Origin of the sequence: Streptomyces sp. TLI_053, from assembly GCF_900105395.1 — a bacterium.
GTDB lineage: Bacteria > Actinomycetota > Actinomycetes > Streptomycetales > Streptomycetaceae > Kitasatospora.
Genome location: NZ_LT629775.1, coordinates 3,402,978 through 3,418,494 on the forward strand (window position 1 = coordinate 3,402,978; position 15,517 = coordinate 3,418,494).

At 72.9% G+C, this 15,517-nt stretch carries 17 protein-coding genes; 2 read left to right on the plus strand and 15 right to left on the minus strand.

What is annotated here, in order from left to right:
- Positions 1 to 3 precede the first annotated feature (3 nt).
- Positions 4 to 978, minus strand: coding sequence for an NAD(P)-dependent oxidoreductase (locus BLU95_RS13450; protein ID WP_078896849.1), 975 nt, complete (start codon positions 976 to 978; stop codon positions 4 to 6).
- A gap of 303 nt (positions 979 to 1,281) precedes the next feature.
- Complete coding sequence (locus BLU95_RS13455) at positions 1,282 to 2,988, minus strand: MDR family MFS transporter (protein WP_286158628.1); 1,707 nt, start codon at positions 2,986 to 2,988, stop codon at positions 1,282 to 1,284.
- Positions 2,989 to 3,175: 187 nt separating this feature from the next.
- Here BLU95_RS13455 and BLU95_RS13460 point away from each other — a divergent pair, with 187 nt between their 5' ends.
- A complete protein-coding gene (locus BLU95_RS13460) occupies positions 3,176 to 4,054 on the plus strand; it encodes an SDR family NAD(P)-dependent oxidoreductase (RefSeq protein WP_093860232.1) in 879 nt (292 codons plus the stop codon).
- Positions 4,055 to 4,226: 172 nt separating this feature from the next.
- On the plus strand, positions 4,227 to 4,979 hold the full coding sequence (locus tag BLU95_RS13465) for a GNAT family N-acetyltransferase (protein WP_093860233.1): 753 nt from the start codon (positions 4,227 to 4,229) through the stop codon (positions 4,977 to 4,979).
- Between the two features lie 142 nt (positions 4,980 to 5,121).
- Here BLU95_RS13465 and BLU95_RS13470 read toward each other — a convergent pair whose 3' ends face one another.
- The 13 genes from BLU95_RS13470 to BLU95_RS13530 all read right to left on the minus strand — a co-directional run bounded on the left by BLU95_RS13470 (position 5,122) and on the right by BLU95_RS13530 (position 15,245).
- Positions 5,122 to 6,171: an ArsR family transcriptional regulator gene (locus tag BLU95_RS13470; RefSeq protein WP_093860234.1), complete on the minus strand. Its 1,050-nt coding sequence runs from the start codon at positions 6,169 to 6,171 to the stop codon at positions 5,122 to 5,124.
- A gap of 146 nt (positions 6,172 to 6,317) precedes the next feature.
- Entirely contained in the window at positions 6,318 to 7,496 is a 1,179-nt protein-coding gene (locus BLU95_RS13475) for an RCC1 domain-containing protein (protein ID WP_093860235.1), read from the minus strand.
- A 32-nt stretch (positions 7,497 to 7,528) separates the two neighbouring features.
- Entirely contained in the window at positions 7,529 to 7,927 is a 399-nt protein-coding gene (locus BLU95_RS13480) for a nuclear transport factor 2 family protein (RefSeq protein ID WP_030301365.1), read from the minus strand.
- 132 nt (positions 7,928 to 8,059) lie between these two features.
- Entirely contained in the window at positions 8,060 to 9,487 is a 1,428-nt protein-coding gene (locus BLU95_RS13485; protein WP_093860236.1) for an FAD-dependent oxidoreductase, read from the minus strand.
- Between the two features lie 4 nt (positions 9,488 to 9,491).
- Positions 9,492 to 9,857 (minus strand): antibiotic biosynthesis monooxygenase family protein, encoded by a 366-nt coding sequence (locus tag BLU95_RS13490; RefSeq protein ID WP_030396587.1) that lies wholly within the window; start codon positions 9,855 to 9,857, stop codon positions 9,492 to 9,494.
- A gap of 61 nt (positions 9,858 to 9,918) precedes the next feature.
- The gene (locus BLU95_RS13495; protein WP_093860237.1) at positions 9,919 to 11,154 is read right to left on the minus strand and encodes a beta-ketoacyl synthase N-terminal-like domain-containing protein; all 1,236 of its coding nucleotides are present in this window, start codon (positions 11,152 to 11,154) and stop codon (positions 9,919 to 9,921) included.
- A complete protein-coding gene (locus BLU95_RS13500; protein ID WP_093860238.1) occupies positions 11,151 to 12,437 on the minus strand; it encodes a beta-ketoacyl-[acyl-carrier-protein] synthase family protein in 1,287 nt (428 codons plus the stop codon). The genes BLU95_RS13495 and BLU95_RS13500 overlap by 4 nt, the downstream gene beginning before the upstream one ends.
- Positions 12,434 to 12,862: a cupin domain-containing protein gene (locus tag BLU95_RS13505; protein ID WP_045942344.1), complete on the minus strand. Its 429-nt coding sequence runs from the start codon at positions 12,860 to 12,862 to the stop codon at positions 12,434 to 12,436. Before BLU95_RS13505 ends, BLU95_RS13500 begins: the two co-directional genes overlap by 4 nt.
- 5 nt (positions 12,863 to 12,867) lie before the next feature.
- On the minus strand, positions 12,868 to 13,350 hold the full coding sequence (locus BLU95_RS43275) for an SRPBCC family protein (RefSeq protein ID WP_030396591.1): 483 nt from the start codon (positions 13,348 to 13,350) through the stop codon (positions 12,868 to 12,870).
- 3 nt (positions 13,351 to 13,353) lie between these two features.
- Positions 13,354 to 13,623 (minus strand): acyl carrier protein, encoded by a 270-nt coding sequence (locus BLU95_RS43280; protein WP_030301380.1) that lies wholly within the window; start codon positions 13,621 to 13,623, stop codon positions 13,354 to 13,356.
- A gap of 109 nt (positions 13,624 to 13,732) precedes the next feature.
- Positions 13,733 to 14,065: a TcmI family type II polyketide cyclase gene (locus BLU95_RS13520; RefSeq protein ID WP_093860239.1), complete on the minus strand. Its 333-nt coding sequence runs from the start codon at positions 14,063 to 14,065 to the stop codon at positions 13,733 to 13,735.
- Positions 14,066 to 14,176: 111 nt separating this feature from the next.
- Entirely contained in the window at positions 14,177 to 14,632 is a 456-nt protein-coding gene (locus tag BLU95_RS13525; protein WP_030301382.1) for an ester cyclase, read from the minus strand.
- Positions 14,633 to 14,780: 148 nt separating this feature from the next.
- Positions 14,781 to 15,245 carry an anthrone oxygenase family protein gene (locus BLU95_RS13530; protein WP_231978553.1) on the minus strand — a complete coding sequence of 155 codons (465 nt, stop codon included), beginning with the start codon at positions 15,243 to 15,245 and terminating at the stop codon, positions 14,781 to 14,783.
- Positions 15,246 to 15,517: the final 272 nt, after the last annotated feature.

Consider the following 15,517-nt stretch of genomic DNA (forward strand, 5'->3'; position numbering starts at 1 on the left):
GGTTCACGTACGGTCCGGGGTGCCGGGAAGCCCGGCGGTGACCTCCGCATGGGAGAGCACGGCGGCGCAGTCCAGCTCGCCGAGGCCCGCCTCGGCGGCGGCGACGAGGGTTTCGTGGGTGGCGTCGCAGACCGGGGTCGCGACACCGAGGCGCCCGGCCTCGGCGGTGGCCAGCCGGAGGTCCTTTCGCATCAGGTCGAGCCGGAACTGCGGCTCGCCGTAGGCCCGGCGGCGCATCACACCGGCCTTGTACTTCATCACGGGCGAGCTGAAGCCGCTCTCGCTGATCATCGAGAGGGCCAGCTCGCGGTCGATGCCGGCCCGCTGGGCCAGCGTCACCGACTCGGCGAGCACCTGCATCTCGACGCCCATCAGCACATTCAGCATCACCTTGGCGGTGGCGCCGAGGCCGCTCGGGCCGAGGTGGCGGATCTCCTTGGCGAGCGGCTCCAGTACGGCGCTCAGCCGCTCGAAGGTCTCCGCGGACCCGCCGACCATGAAGCGCAGTTCGCCGTCCTTGGCGTGCTGGCCGTTGCCGATGATGCAGGCGTCCACGGCGCTGCGGCCGCGGCCGGCGACCCGCTCGGCCACCGACCGGGCGAAGTCCGGGGAGACGGTGCTGGTGTCCATCACGATGCCGTGGGCGGGCAGCGTCTCCAGCACCCCGCCGGCGCCGAACAGCTGCTCCTCGACGGCGGCCTCGGAGGCCAGGCTGAGCAGCACCACGTCCACCTGCGAGGCCAGTTCGGCCGGGGTGGCGGCGACCACGGCGCCGCGGGCGGCGAACGGGGCGGCGCGCTCGGGGGTGCGGTTGTGGACCACGATCCGGTGGCCCTGGTCGAGCAGGCGGGAGGCCATGCCGCCGCCCATGACGCCGAGACCGATGACACCGATCCTGGTCGCCGGGGGTATGCCGGGGGCGGCGGCGGGCGGGAGGTCCCGGGAGAGTGCACGCCGCCGGCTGGGTATGTCGGCCATGGAGTCGACCCGCTTCCTGGTGGGCTGGTCGCGCCGGTACTCCCGGCGCTCGGAGTGCGGCGGGGAAGGCCGTGCCAGACACCCCGCCCCACCGCGGCCGGGGTGCCGACTGCCCGTCCAGCCTAGCGGGTGAACACTCACTCCGCGACGGCTTTCGGCGTCCGTTTCGAGCCGTATCCGATGCTGACGTGCTATCAGTTCAGGCCCCGGACAAGCCTCCTCCCCCACCGCCGGGGGTAACGGTGGGGGAGGAGGGGCTGTCGGGGCGGACGCCGGTCGGTCGACCGGGCGGAGCGGCGGCCGTCAGCCGGCCGCGGTCTCCGGTCGTCCGCCCGCGGGACCGGCGTGCCCGGGCTGACCGCCCTGGCCACCCTGGCCGGCCGGGGCGCCCTGGCCCTGGCCCTGCCACTGGCCGCCACCGGCGGGAGCACCCTGTCCCTGGCCGCCTCCCTGGCCTCCCTGGCCCTGCCACTGGCCGCCGCCCTGGCCCTGCTGCTGGCCGCCGGGGCCGCCCTGGCCGCCCTGGCCCTTGCCACCGGGCGCGCCCATCGGCGCCCGCATCGGACGCTCCTTGAGGAAGACCACGACCAGGGCGCCGAGCAGCGCGATGATCATGCCGATCAGGTAGACCGTGTGCAGCGACTCGGCCAGCGCCGAGGCCACGCCGTCGCGCACCTCGGGCGCCTGCGCCCGGACCTTGGCCGGCGAGGTCAGCAGACCGTCCGTGCCGAGCCGCGCCAGCGCCTCGGCCGGGACCTTCTTCGGCAGCTGGTCGCGCAGCTGGGCGTTGAGGATGGCACCGAAGACGGTCACACCCATGGCGCCACCGAGCGAGCGGAAGAAGTTCGCCGCGGCGGTCGCCACACCCAGCTGGCGCATCTCGACGGAGTTCTGGACCGCCGCGATGAGCACCTGGGTGACCAGACCGAAGCCGATGCCGAAGACCGCCAGGAAGCCGCCCGCGGCCACCTGGGACGAGTCGGCCTTGAGGGTCGACATCAGGTACAGGCCGACCGCCATGATCAGCAGACCCGCGATCGGGAACATCTTGTACTTGCCGGTCGCCGCGACGACCTTGCCCGAGACGGTCAGGCTGACCACGGTCGCGATCATCAGCGGGACCAGCAGCAGGCCGGACTCGGTGGCGGTGTCCCCGTTGGCGACCTGGAGGAAGAGCGGGGTGTAGACGGTCGCCACGAAGAGCGAGATCGAGGCGAGGAAGAGGCCGACGGTGGCCACCAGGATGACCGGGTCCTTGAACAGCTCCAGCGGGACGACCGGCTCGCTGGCCCGCTTCTCCTGCAGGACGAAGCCGACCAGCAGCACCGCGGCGAGCACCAGCAGGCCGATGATCTGGACCGAGCCCCACGAGTACTGGTCGCCGGCCCAGACCGAGACCAGCAGGATCGCGACGATGGCGGAGCTGAGCAGCGCCGAACCGAGGTAGTCGAGCTGCTTCTTCTGCTTGTTGACCGGCAGCTTCAGCACCGAGCTGACGACCAGCAGCGCGACCGCGCCGATCGGCAGGTTGATGTAGAAGATCCACGGCCAGGACAGGTGGTCGACGAAGGCGCCGCCGATCAGCGGGCCGACCACACCGGCGATCACGAAGCAGGACTGCGCGTAGCCCTGCCACTTGCCGCGCTCGCGGGGCGGCACCAGCTCGGCGATCAGGGCCATGGCCAGCGCCATCAGACCACCGGCACCGAGACCCTGGAGGGTGCGGAAGCCGATCAGCTGGCCGATGTTGGCGGACAGGCCGGACAGCGCCGAGCCGAGCAGGAAGATCGTGATCGCCGACTGGAACATCAGCTTGCGGCCGTAGAGGTCGCCCAGCTTGCCCCAGAGCGGCGTGGCCGCGGTGGCGGCCAGCATGTAGGCGGTGATGACCCACGCCAGGTGGGTCACGCCGCCGAGGTCACCGGCGATGGTCGGCAGGGCCGTCGCCACGATCGTCTGGTCCAGGGCTGCCAGGAACATGGCAAGCACCAGGGCGGCAAAGATCGTCAAGAAGGTTTTACGTGGCACTTCCGGGGCGGGTGCAGCGTACGGGGCGCTCATTGGGTACTCCTTGAGAGGCGTCCGCCGGCTCGGAGACCTTGCTCCGAGCTTGAATTCGTATAGACTATACAATCAAAATAAGCCGTCAAGAGCCAACGTCAAGGGCGGCCGCGGCCGCCCGGAAGGGCAGCTAACGATGAGCCAACTCCAGGGGAAGATCGCGCTCGTGACCGGTTCTACCTCGGGCATGGGGGCCGCCGCCGCACTGGCGCTGGCCACCGCCGGGGCGCACGTCGTGGTCTCCGGCCGCCGGGCCGAGCTGGGCAACGCCGTGGTGGAGCGGATCCGGGAGAAGGGCGGGCAGGCGGACTTCGTCGCCGCCGATGTCACCGTCGAGGATGACGTCGCCCGCCTGGTGGGTACCACGGTCGAGCGACACGGTCGCCTCGACATCGCCTTCAACAACGCCGGCGGCGGCGGGGCCTTCGGCCCGCTGGACCGGGTCCCGGCGGACGCCTTCGCCGCGGTGATCGCGGTCAACCTCGTCGGCACCTACCACTCGCTGAAGCACGAGATCGCCGCCATGCGGGCGAGCGGCGGCGGCAGCATCATCAACAACGCCTCCACCGCCGGTGTCCAGGGCACCGCCTTCGGCCTGGGCGCGTACACCGCGGCCAAGCACGGTGTGGTCGGCCTGACCCGGGCCACCGCGCTGGAGGCCGGCCCGGCGGGCATCCGGGTCAACGCGCTGATCACCGGTCCGGTCGACACCGAGGACTTCCGCCAGCGGGTCGGCGGGCAGCCGGGCGCGCTGGAGCGGGCGGGCGCGGCCACCGCCCTGGGGCGGATCGCGACCGAGGAGGAGGTCGCCCACGCGGTGGTCTTCCTCGGCAGCGACGCGGCCAGCTTCGTCACCGGCTCGCTGTTCGGGCTGGAGGGCGGCATGACGGCCGGCGTCACCGCCGGGACGATGGGGCGGCCCGGCGGCGGCCAGGGCGGTCCCGGCGCTCAGGGCGGCCAGGGCGGTCCCGGCGCTCAGGGCGGGCCGGGCGCCGGGCGTCCCGGCGCGAACTGACCGGAACCGGACGCACCGGGGCCCGTTCGCCACTCGTGCCATTGCCAGCAATCCACCCTCCGGCTATTTTTTCGATATGTTCGTAAAAACCACGAGGAACACCGAAGAGTTCATCTCGGAAACCGGTGGGTGGATTGCCGGCAACCCCGTCGAGAATTCCATCCTGCTGACCATGCTGGCCGGCGCGAAATTCCGCCCGCCGACCGCCCCGCCGATAGCCTGGAGCCGGGTCGAGGACCCGGCCTCGGACACGGCGCCGGTGGTCGGCGTCGCGGCGTTCACGGCGCCGCACCTGGTCGTGCTGAGCGGGATGCCGGCGGCCGCCGCGGCCGCGCTCGGCGCCGAACTGGGCGCCGGGCCCGACCTCCTGCCCGGCGTGATCGGGCCGGACGCGGCGGCCGCCGCGTTCGCCGCGGCCTGGTCCGAGGCCACCGGCCGGCCGGTCCGGGCCGATCGCCGCGAGCGGATGCTGTGCCTGGACGGCGCGGTCACCACCGACGGCCGGCCGGCCCCGGACGGGCAGTCCAGGGCCGCCCGCGAGGAGGAGGCGGAGCTGTTCACCGACTGGTGCCTGGAGGCCGCGCACGGCGCCGGACTCAGCCGGGAGATGGCCTCGCGCTCCGTCCGGGGCCAGATCGCCGGCGGCCTGCTGCGGGTCTGGGAGCTCGACGGCGAACCCGTCGCGATCCTCGGCCGGACCGCCGCCGTCGCGGGCGTGGTCCGCTACGGCCCGCTCTACTCGAAGCCCGACGTCCGGCGCGGCGGGTACGCCCGGGCGCTGCTCGTCGAGTCCTCGACCGAGGTGCGGGCCGAGGGGCTGTTCGGCATGGCGGTCACCGCCGAGGGCAACGACACGGTCCAGGGGCTGTTCGGCTCGCTCGGCTACCGGTCCCGCGGCGGCCTGTCGGAATTCCGGTTCGACTGAGTGGCGCAATCCCTCCGGGAAATACCCGGAGGGAAAACCGCGGGCCCGGATCCGATGTCGGATCCGGGCCCTCTCGCAATACGTCGGAAATTCTCCGGGACGGCCCGGAGGAATTCTCCCCCGGGCCGTCCCGAGCGTCCGGTCAGTCCAGCGGGTCGGGGTCCGGCACGGCCTCGAGCAGTGCGAAGGCCGTCCCGGTGGACACCACCCGGTTGAGCCGGTAGCCGCCGCGCCGGAAGACCTCGGCGAACTGCTCCTCGGTGCGGACCTCGCCGCTCATGGTGACCAGCATGACCAGGTCGAAGTTCTTCACGAACCTCGGCACGCCCTCGCGGTGCACCAGCTCCGCCGCGACGAAGCGGGCGCCCGGCGAGGCCTCCCGGCACTTGCGCAGCAACCGGACCAGCGCCTCGTCCGGCCACGAGTGCCAGACCTGCTTGGTGACGTAGGCGCCGATGCCGGCCGGGACCCCGGCGAAGAAGTCGACCGGCTCGAAGTCCAGCCGGCCCTGCTCGGCCAGCTTGGCGACGTCGGGCTGGGTCCTGGCCTGCTCGATGACGCTCGGCAGGTCGGCCAGCACGCCGCGGGCGAGGGAGTCGTACTTGTGCAGGATCGCGGCCAGGTAGGTGCCCTGCCCGCCACCGAGGTCGCAGACCGCGCCGGCCTCGGCGAACTCGGGGTACGCCGACACCAGGGCGTCGGAGAGCGCGTCGGTGAAGTCCGTCATCGCCTGGTTGAACGTCGCCGCGGCGGACGGGTTCTTCTGCAGCCAGGGCCAGAGTGCGGTGCCGTGCACCTTCTCGAAACCGGGCTTCCCGGTGGCCAGGCTGTGGTCCAGCGCGCCCCAGGAGGCCCAGAGCCACTCGGCGCCGACCATCCGGGCCATCGCGTCCATCGAACCGGGCACGCCGGGACGGAGCAGTTCGGAGAGCTCGGTGTTGGCGAAGACGCCGGGCTCGACCTCCTCGAACACGCCGTCCTCGGTGAGCAGCGCGAGCACCTTGGCCAGCGGGCCGGCGGTCACTCCGGCGCGCTCGGCGAGGTCGGCCACCGGCAGCGGGCCCTCGGCCAGCAGCTCGGCGAGCCTGAACTCGGCGGCCAGCGCCAGGCAGCGCGGGGTCGACGGGAACATCAATTCGGAGAGGAACACCGCGCCGGCCGAAGCAGGGGCGGTCTGGGGAACGGCGGTCATGGGGTGAGGCCTCCCTGCGGGGACCGGGGCGGGGGCGGACGGCGCCCCCGGCCCGAGGTCAGCGGTCATGGGTGGACGGGCCGGACGGCCCCGCACCGGGCGGCCCGGACGGGCCGGGCCGCCCGGCGGTTGCGCAAGGCCGGGGCTCAGCCCAGCAGGGCGAAGGCGAAGCCACCGCCGGGGTTGGCCATGAACTTGTTGGTCGGCGGGATCTCACCGCCGGCCGCGATGCCGATGGCCGGGCCGGACAGCGCGATCCGGGACGGGGTGGGAACGATCTGGACCTGGCCGGCGGCCAGCTGGCCCCAGTTGTTCCAGCCCCAGCCCTGCACCGAGCCGTCGGCCAGCAGCGCCAGCGCGTGCCCGCCGTTTCCGGGGGCCGCGTCGGTGCCGCCGCCGCTGACGGAAACGGCCTTGACGCCGGTCAGGCCCGGCACCGGGGCCGGCACCGCGCGGTCGGCCGTGGTGCCGTCGCCGAGCTGGCCGCCGTCGTTGAGGCCCCAGGCCCAGACGGTGCCGTCGGCCAGCAGCGCCACCGTGTGGTGGTAGGCGCCGACCAGCTGGGTGACCGAGCGCAGGCCCGCGACCTTCTGCGGGGCGGCGCGGTCCTCGGTGGTGCCGTCGCCGAGCTGGCCGCGGTCGTTGAAGCCCCAGACCGAGGCGGTGCCGTCGGCGTGCACGACCATGCTGTGACCGCCGCCGGCGCTCAGCCTGACGGCCGGCTCCAGGTTCTCGATCACGGCCGGGCGCGGCCGGCAGTCGAAGGAGGCGGTCATGTAGGAACGGACGATCCGGCCCTCGCGGGTCGAACCGGGACCGTCGCCCAGCTGGCCGCGGTCGTCGCGGCCCCAGGACCAGACGGTGCCGTCGGCCTTGAGCGCGAGGTTGTGCGCGCCGCCGACCGCGAGCTCGACCACGTCCTCCAGGCCGTCGACCCGGACCGGGACCGGCTGCACACCGAAGTTGGCCTCGCCGAGGGCGCAGAAGAAGCCGGCGCCCCAGGCCCAGACGGTGCCGTCCTCCAGCAGGGCGGCGGTGTGGCCGCCGCCGGCGCCGACCGAGCGGACCCGGCCGGGCAGGCCGACGGTGCGGACCGGGGTGGCCTGGTTCTCGGTGGAGCCGTCGCCGAGCTGGCCGAAGGCGTTGCGGCCGAAGCCCCAGAGCTCGCCGTCGCCGGTCAGGGCGAGGGCGTGGCCGCTGCCGGCCGCCACCTTGACCACGTTCTCCAGGCCCTTGATGTCCTGCGCGGTGGTCCGGTTGACCGTCCCGCCGTCGCCGAGCTGGCCGTTGGTGTTGTCACCCCAGCTGCTGATGATGCCTGCCATGATGATGCGACCTCTCAATAGTCGGGGGGCGGTCAGGCCCAGAACTGGTCGACGGCGTACTGGTCCTCGGGGTAGGTCCAGAACTCGGCGATCAGGCCGTCCTGGATCCGCGCGACGTTGACGAAGGGCATCTCCAGGCTCTTGCCCTCACGCTCGTACCGGGTGAAGACGGTGGCGAAGGCGAACGAGTCGCTCGCGCCGATCTCGTGGATCTCCATCGTGATCCGGCCCTGGCAGATCTCGAACATCCGGCCGGCGAAGGCCAGTGCGGACTCGATGCCCTCGTGCGCGCCGGACAGCTCGCTGGTGCCCGGGTAGTAGTGCACGCAGTCCTTGGTCCAGTAGCTGGCCGCCTTCTGCACGTCGCCCACGGTGAACGCGGCGTACACCGCTTCCATGAGCTTGGCGTTGGGGTGGTCGACGACCTTCATGACTTTCCTCCTGTGGCTGTACGACGGTGCGATGCGGGGCCGTGCGGTGGAGCGGCGTCGCTCGGCACGGTGCGGACCGGCGTCCCTCGACGCGGTGGAACCGGCTTCGCTCGACGCGGTTGTGACGGATCGTCAGTTGGCGGCGCGACGGACGATGTCGACCAGGGTCTGCCGGTCCGGGGCGGGGAACGGCGGGGGGCCGCCCGCGACCGCCTGCTTGACCCGCAGCCGGATCTCCTCGTCCTCGTACAGGCCGGCCGGGTTGTCGAGCGACATCATGGTGCGGACCAGCCGGCGCCAGACCACCTCGTCGGTGCCGGCCGCCTCGGCGACGGTGCCGAAGGTGAGCACGTCCGGCGGCAGCGGCGGCAGCTGCTGGCCGGCCACGGTGGCCCGCCAGAGCCGGGCGCGGCCCGCGTCGTTGCGGACGGCGTCCTCGAACCACGGCCGGAAGGTCCGCCCGGCCAGGCCGGCCGCCAGCGCGGCCTGCTCGGCGTCCGGCTCCGGGTGCTCGCGCACCAGGTCGGCCAGGCCGAGCACATGGGCGATGGCCAGCGAGACGCCGCGGCCGAACGCCGGGTTGGTGGTGCAGACGGCGTCGGCGACCGGGAGGAAGCCGGGCACCGGCTGGGCGTCCTGCCCGTACAGCTTCAGCGAGTTGTCCAGGCCCGCCATCGCGTGCACCGGCGAGATCGGGTCGGAGGCCTCCGGGGACACCCAGGGGGCGAGCAGCGGGGTGGCCCGGACCACGGCGGTGAAGACGTCCTCGGCCCGCATCTGCTTCAGCTCGGTGTCGTCCGGCAGGATGCCGAACGAGATGGCGAAGGTGTTGTTGTCGCCGAGGAACATCACACCGGTGTAGTGGTCCCAGAGCCCGCCGGCGCCGAAGCCCCGGTTGAGCGGACCGACCGGGCGCGGGCCGTGCGCGCGGTAGTAGCGGGTGTAGTAGGTGATGTCGGCGCTCTGCGCGACGAGTTCCGGCTCGGCCAGGCCGTGCTCGCGCAGCCACTCGTGGCCCTGCGAGCGGCGGCCGCTGGCGTCGATCACCAGATCGGCGGCGATGGTGCGGCCGTCCTTGGTGACCACACCGGTCACCCGGGCCGGGCCGCGGTCGGCGACGGTCAGACCGCGGACCGTCTCGCCCCGGCGCAGCGAGATGCCGGGCTTGCGCAGCGCCTCCTGGCGCAGGACCAGCTCGAAGGTGGTCCGTCGGCTGCCGAGCATCCGCAGCTCGGCGTCGGCCGGGTGCGGCGTCTTGTCGGCCAGGGTCGGCGGCATGGCCTTGCCGAGCTCGATCTCCCGCACGCCGGCCGCGACCAGCGCCTGGTAGACGGAGGGCAGCCGCTCGCGCAGCAGGTTGGTGCCGAGCGAGCCGAAGGCGTGCGAGTGGTGGAGCTGCGGCACGGTCGGCCGCTGCCAGTCGCCGTGCGCCTCGTCGACGCTGTCGGGGGCCTCGTTGGCGTCCCGCTCCAGCACGGTGACGTCGTGCCCCAGGTCGGCGAACGCCAGCGCGGCCACCAGGCCGGCGACGCTGCCGCCGATGATCAGAGTCCGTGTCATGACCTCACCCCGCGGTGGTAGGAGTGGAAAGGCCCGCCTTCGGGGTGTCCCGCGAGGTCTCGGCCTTGATGTGGAAGCGGATGGACTTCGCGTCGCTGAAGCACTCGCGCATCGGGCGCACCAGGTCCCGGTGCTCCTCGGTCCGCTCCCAGGCGACGAAGTCGTCCAGCGAGCGCCACTCGCTGGTGATCAGCCACTGCTCCGGGTCGGTGGAGGACTGGCAGACCTGGTCGCGCACGTGTCCGGGGACGCCCTCGGCGACCAGGTGGCGGATCTGCTCGTACGCCTTGAGGAAGTCCTCCCGGCGCTCCTCCTTGACGGTGATGAGGAAGAGCACGCGGCCCTGTGCCGCGCCCTCGTCGACCGGCATGACGGTCTCCTTCCGGGTCGTGGTGCTCGTGGGTGGTCGTGCTGCGTACGGCTCGTGGGTGTCAGGAGTGCGCGCGCAGCAGGACGGCGCTGTTGAAGCCGTCGAAACCGCGGGCGCCGATCAGCGCGGTGCGCACCTCGGCGGCCTGCTCCTCGCGGACGAAGGCCAGGTCGCAGCCGTCCGCCGGACGGGCCGGGCCCGCCGAGGGCGGGATCAGGCCGTTGTCCATGGCGAGCACCGCGGTGGCCGCGTCCAGGGCGCTGCCGCCCTGGTAGAGCCGGCCGGTGAGCGGCTTCTGGGTGGTGACGGCGGCCGGGCCGGTGTCGCCGAAGACCGCGCGCAGCGCCTCGGCCTCGGTGCGGTCGTAGGCGGGCAGGCCCACCGCGTCCGGGAAGGTCACGTCGACGTCCCCCGGGGCGAGGCCGGCCCGTTCGACCGCGGTGCCGAGCGCCCGGGCGTACTGGCGGACCGAGCCGGAGCCGGTCCGGCTGGAGGCGACGGCGTCCTGGGTGGCGGACCAGCCGGCGATCTCGGCCCGGATCCGGGCGCCGCGGGCGAGCGCGTGCTCGAGGTCCTCGACCACGAAGACCACCCCGCCCTCGCCCGGGACGAAGCCGGCCGCCCGCTCGTCGAACGGCAGGTAGGCCTCGGCCGGGTCGGAGCCGGTGTAGAGCCGGCCGCTGCGCTGCTGGCAGGCGAGCGCGTACGGGCCGAGCGGAGCCTCGGTGCCGCCCGCGAGCACCACGTCGGCGCCCCGGCGGACCAGCCGGGCGGCGTGGGCCAGCGAGTCCAGGCCGCCGGCGCCCTCCGAGACGAGGACGCTGGACGGGCCCTTGGCCTGGTGCTTGATGGCCAGCTGCCCGACGGTCGCGGCGTAGAACCAGGCGATCGACTGGTAGGCGCCGACGGTCCGCGAGGTGTCCGGCTGCCAGAGCCGCTGGAGCTCGCGCTGACCGAACTGGTTGCCGCCGGAGGAGCTGGCGAGCGCCACCGACAGCTTGTACGGCTCGACCGTGGCCGGGTCCAGCTCGGCCTCGCCGAAGGCCAGTTCGGCCGCCGCGTAGGCGAGGTGGGTCCACCGGTCGGTCTGCACCTGGAGCCGGCGCTCGACGTACCGGTTGACGTCGAAGTCCGGGACCTCGCCGGCCAGCGTGGTCTCGTACGGGCCGGCGTCGAAGAGCGTGATCGGAGCGATCCGGCTCTCGCCGCCGCAGACCGACTTCCAGTGCGCCTCGCTGCCGATGCCGCTCGGCGCGACCACGCCGATGCCGGTGATGACGGCACGTCGTGCGCTCATCGGCCCCTCCCCAGCTTGGCGAAGAGCATCGCGGACTGGAAGCCGCCGAAGCCGCTGCCGACCGAGAGCGCCGCGCCGACCCGCACCTCGCGGGCGGTGTTGGGCGTGTAGTCGAGGTCGCACTCGGGGTCGCGGTTCTGCCAGTTGGCGGTCGGCGGGACGACCCCGCGGTCGACGGCCAGCGCGCAGGCGGCCATCTCGATCGCGCCGATCGCGCCCAGCGAGTGGCCGACCATCGACTTGATCGAGCTGATCGGCACCCCGTAGGCGGCGTGGCCGAGCGAGCGCTTGAAGGCGCCGGTCTCGTGCCGGTCGTTCTGGCGGGTGCCGGAGCCGTGGGCGCTGATGTAGCCGATGTCCTCGGGGTTCAGCCGGGACTGGCGCAGCGTCTCGGTGATCGCCTCGGACATCTCCAGGCCGTCCGGGCGCAGACCGGTCATGTGGAAGGCGTTGCCGCGGTTGGCGTAGCCGACCACCTCGCAGTAGATCCGGGCGCCGCGCCGGCGGGCGTGCTCCAGCTCCTCCAGGACGAGCACCGCGCAACCCTCGCCCAGCACGAAGCCGTGCCGGTCCCGGTCGAACGGCCGGGAGGCGTGCGCCGGGTCGTCGTTGTCCGGGGTGGTGGCCTTGATGGCGTCGAAGGAGGCGACGGTGACCGGGGAGATCGGGGAGTCCGAGGCGCCGGTGATCATCACCTCGGCCTCGCCGTCCACCAGCAGCTGGTAGGCGTGGCCGATGGCGTCGATGCCGGAGGTGCAGCCGGTGGAGACGACCACCGCCGGGCCGTGCGCCCCGTGCCGGACGGCCACGTCGGCGGCCAGGCTGCTCGGGATCAGTCCCTGGTAGAGGAACGGGCTCGTCACGTCGGGGTCGACCAGCCAGTTGCGGCCGGAGTCACTGGCGACGACGAACTCGTCCTCCAGGACGATGGTGCCGCCGACCGCCGAGCCGAGCACCACACCGGTGGCTTCCCGGGTGCGCTCGTCGAGCTCGAGACCGGCGTCGAGCACCGCCTCCTGGGAGGCGGCCAGCGCGAACTGCACGTAGCGGTCGGCCCGGCGCAGCTCGAGCGGGGTGAGGCCGGCGGCGACGGGGTCGAAGTCGGCCTCGGCGGCGATCTGCGAGCGGAACGCCGAGGGGTCGAAGGCGGAGATCCGACGGGTCGCGGTGCGGCCCGAGGTGATCAGTTCCCAGAAGGTCTCGCGGGTGGTGCCGCCGGGGGCCACCACGCCGATCCCGGTGACCACGACGCGGCGGTCACCCGTGGACGGGGAAGCGGTCATCGCTCCCCCAGCACTATGTGGCCCTCGGCCTTGGTGCCCGGGCCGTCCTCGGTGTCGACGTGGCCGAGCTCGGGGGACGGCGCCAGCGGGCCGAGGTGGAAGACCGCGAAGGCCTCCTCGGAACCGGTGTTGCGCAGCCGGTGGCGGATGTCCTTGGGGATCAGCACGCCCTGGCCGGCGAACAGCTCGAACGGCTTGTCGTCCAGGTCGAGGGTCAGCTCGCCGCGGACGAGCAGCAGGAACTCCTCGCTGTACGGGTGGTAGTGCTCGGTGATCCGCTCGCCCGGCTGGAGCCGCGCGGTCCCCATGAAGCCGGAGGTCGCGCCGCAGGTGGCGGGCGAGAGCACCGCGCGGGTCTCGCCGCCGCGCTTGCGGTTGGCGGGGACGTCGTCGGCGGAAATGATGCGGATGTTCCTGGCGGCCACGGCGCTCACTCCTTCTCGGCGGGGACGGCGGTGGAACCGGCGGCGAGGGCCTCGACCTTCTGCCGGATGATCTCCAGCTGCACGGGCGAGTTGATGTTCAGCCGCTCGGTCATGCCCTGGTCGTCGACCGGGGCGACGGGCTTCATGGAGAAGTCCTGGATCCAGGTCATCCGGACGCCGCCCTCGGGCAGCTCCTCGTAGCGCCAGTGGATCTGCATGTAGGCGAACGGGCCGGTCTCCACCCGGTGGGCGTGGACGGTGCGGTCGGCGACGTTGACGGTGCGGTCGCTGACCCAGCTCCAGATCCGGCCCTCCTCGTCCGGGTGCATGGTGAGCCGGAACCGGACGGTCTCGCCGCGGCGCTCGACGATCTCGGCGGACGCGTACTCGGTGAAAAGCTGCGGCCAGCCGGCGACGTCGTTGGTGACGTCCCAGACGAGCTTGAGCGGGGCCTGGATGACGATGCTGTTCTCGGTGTGTCCGGCCATCGCTCAGCCCACCGCCCCGGCGGTCTGCAGCTCGGCGACGATCTGGTCGACGCTGAGGGCGACGGCGCCGTCCGGGACCTTCAGGCCGTAACGGTCGGCGATCACCGCCTCCAGCTCGAGCACGGCCAGCGAGTCGAGGCCGAGCTCCTCCAGGGGGACGTGCCGGGAGCCCTCGAACACGTCCGGCGCCGCGCCGGCGCTGGTGATGAGGACGTTCTCGATCTCCTCCGCGGTGACGACAGTGGTCGTCCCGCCGGCCTGGTGGTCGGTCATGGTGCTGCCTCTCGTTTCTCCGGTGTAGGGACTGCTCCTGGGCCTCGCGGCGCGGCCGTACGGGGTGAACGGGTCCCCGTTCGGCCGGCGCCGCCGGCGGAGGGCGGGCTCACCGACCGCCGGTGCCGGACTCCCAGGTGTAGAAGCACTGGGCGACCGCGTCCTGCGGCGAACGCCAGGTGGGCAGGTAGGGGGAGATGAACGGGGTGAGCCGTTCGCTGACCCGGGCGAACTCCGGGTGGCGGCGGGCGGCGTCGACCGCCTCCTGACCCGGGTCGTCGGTCTCCAGCAGGTGGACGTAGGCATCGCCGAGCTTGTACAGCGAGCGGTGGGTGACGCCGGCGAGACGCGGAAGTTCGGTCTGGTCGGACTCACCGAACACGCGGGCGACGTCGCCCTCCGCGCCGGGCAGCATCCGGGCGATGATCAGTGTGCGGTGCATGCGGGCTCCCCTCGGGGTACGGGCTCTCTCGGACTCTCGGACTCTCGGACCCACCGACTCGCGCGGGCTCTTCCGGGCCGGCGTTCGGTGCCTCGGTCCGGCGCCGCGGCTTCAGTGCTGCGGGCGGCCGACCGGCTGGATGGCGCCGATGTCGAGCAGGATCCGGGGCACGTTGTCGCCGATCCAGGACTCGACGACGCGGCCGTCGACGATCCGGTGGCAGGACATCTCGTGCACGGTGACCGGCTTGCCGGTCGGCGGGATGTCGAACAGCTGCCCCTGGTGGGTGCCGCGGGTGGTGAACCGGGCGTAGACCCGGTCACCGTCGCCGGCCACGTCCTCCACGGTCACGTGGACGTCCGGGAAGGCGTTGCGCCAGAGCAGCACGGCCTCCCGGAAGGAGTCCGGGCCGGGGGGCATCGGGGGCAGGCCGGGGGCGTGCACCACGTAGTCCTCGGCGAAGCGGTCACCGATGGCGGAGAGGTCGCCGTCGTTGAACGCCCGCTCGGTCAGGTTGCGGATGAGGGCCTTGTTGGCCTCCACCACGCTCTCGCTGGACGAGGTCATGACAGTCCTTTGCTCGGCGGACGACCCCGGCCGAAACACGGCCGAGGGCGGTCCGGGTGGGCGTGGGGCGACGGCCGGCCCGGGAAACGGGGAGGCTCCGGGAGCCGGCCGGTGCGCGCCGCAGCGCGAGGTGCGGGGAGCGGGCCGGTCAGATGAGCGAGGCGAGCACGAAGCAGGCCGCCGCGCCGATCGCGCCCATGGTCCGGGTCTCGTGCGCCAGGTGCCAGCGGCGGCGCTTGCCGCGCCACGCGGCATCGGTGTCGCGGTACGGGCTCCAGCGCTCGATCTGGCGCCAGATCGGCCGGTTGACGCCCTCGGAGGCGACCGCGACGGTCGCCATGCCGACGGTGCCGGCCGCGTACAGCACCTTGGCCACCTTGCTCTCCGACCGGACGGCCTTGGTGGCGCCGACAGCGGCGGTGGCCAGGCCGTTCCAGAAGGCGATCGGGTGGAACACGTGCATGTCGATCAGCTGGCAGGTGTTGACGTACCGGTCGTAGGGCAGGGAGTTGAGCATCGGCAGGATCGAGGTCTTCATGATCCAGAGCGTGCCGAGCTGAACGCTGGACGAGGTAACCAACCAGACGTCCGAATTATCCTTCATGTCCTTCATATCGATTCCTCGAATCGATCCGGGATCGCGGAATGTCCGCCGCGTCGATGCGGCAGACCGGGGCGGGGTCGCCCGATGCGAGAGACACGGGACCCCGGGGGCCGGGGCATCTCGGCCCCCGGGGCTGCCCCGCCGCCTCATCCTTGCCGCCGGGTGGTCCCAGTGTCAGGAGGCATCCGTCTCCACCGGGCTGGGACGTCGCCCCGGCCGTCACGGACCGCGTCCCGGCCGTTCCGGGCCGTCCGCCCAGCCGGTTCGTTGCACCAACCTCC

Coding starts and splice junctions, on each gene's coding strand:
- BLU95_RS13450 (WP_078896849.1), bottom strand. CDS start 978: ATGGCCGACATACCCAGCCGGCGGCGTGCACTCTCCCGGGACCTCCCG.
- BLU95_RS13460 (WP_093860232.1), top strand. CDS start 3,176: ATGAGCCAACTCCAGGGGAAGATCGCGCTCGTGACCGGTTCTACCTCG.
- BLU95_RS13465 (WP_093860233.1), top strand. CDS start 4,227: ATGCTGGCCGGCGCGAAATTCCGCCCGCCGACCGCCCCGCCGATAGCC.
- BLU95_RS13470 (WP_093860234.1), bottom strand. CDS start 6,171: ATGACCGCCGTTCCCCAGACCGCCCCTGCTTCGGCCGGCGCGGTGTTC.
- BLU95_RS13475 (WP_093860235.1), bottom strand. CDS start 7,496: ATGGCAGGCATCATCAGCAGCTGGGGTGACAACACCAACGGCCAGCTC.
- BLU95_RS13480 (WP_030301365.1), bottom strand. CDS start 7,927: ATGAAGGTCGTCGACCACCCCAACGCCAAGCTCATGGAAGCGGTGTAC.
- BLU95_RS13485 (WP_093860236.1), bottom strand. CDS start 9,487: ATGACACGGACTCTGATCATCGGCGGCAGCGTCGCCGGCCTGGTGGCC.
- BLU95_RS13490 (WP_030396587.1), bottom strand. CDS start 9,857: ATGCCGGTCGACGAGGGCGCGGCACAGGGCCGCGTGCTCTTCCTCATC.
- BLU95_RS13495 (WP_093860237.1), bottom strand. CDS start 11,154: ATGAGCGCACGACGTGCCGTCATCACCGGCATCGGCGTGGTCGCGCCG.
- BLU95_RS13500 (WP_093860238.1), bottom strand. CDS start 12,437: ATGACCGCTTCCCCGTCCACGGGTGACCGCCGCGTCGTGGTCACCGGG.
- BLU95_RS43275 (WP_030396591.1), bottom strand. CDS start 13,350: ATGGCCGGACACACCGAGAACAGCATCGTCATCCAGGCCCCGCTCAAG.
- BLU95_RS43280 (WP_030301380.1), bottom strand. CDS start 13,623: ATGACCGACCACCAGGCCGGCGGGACGACCACTGTCGTCACCGCGGAG.
- BLU95_RS13520 (WP_093860239.1), bottom strand. CDS start 14,065: ATGCACCGCACACTGATCATCGCCCGGATGCTGCCCGGCGCGGAGGGC.
- BLU95_RS13525 (WP_030301382.1), bottom strand. CDS start 14,632: ATGACCTCGTCCAGCGAGAGCGTGGTGGAGGCCAACAAGGCCCTCATC.
- BLU95_RS13530 (WP_231978553.1), bottom strand. CDS start 15,245: ATGAAGGACATGAAGGATAATTCGGACGTCTGGTTGGTTACCTCGTCC.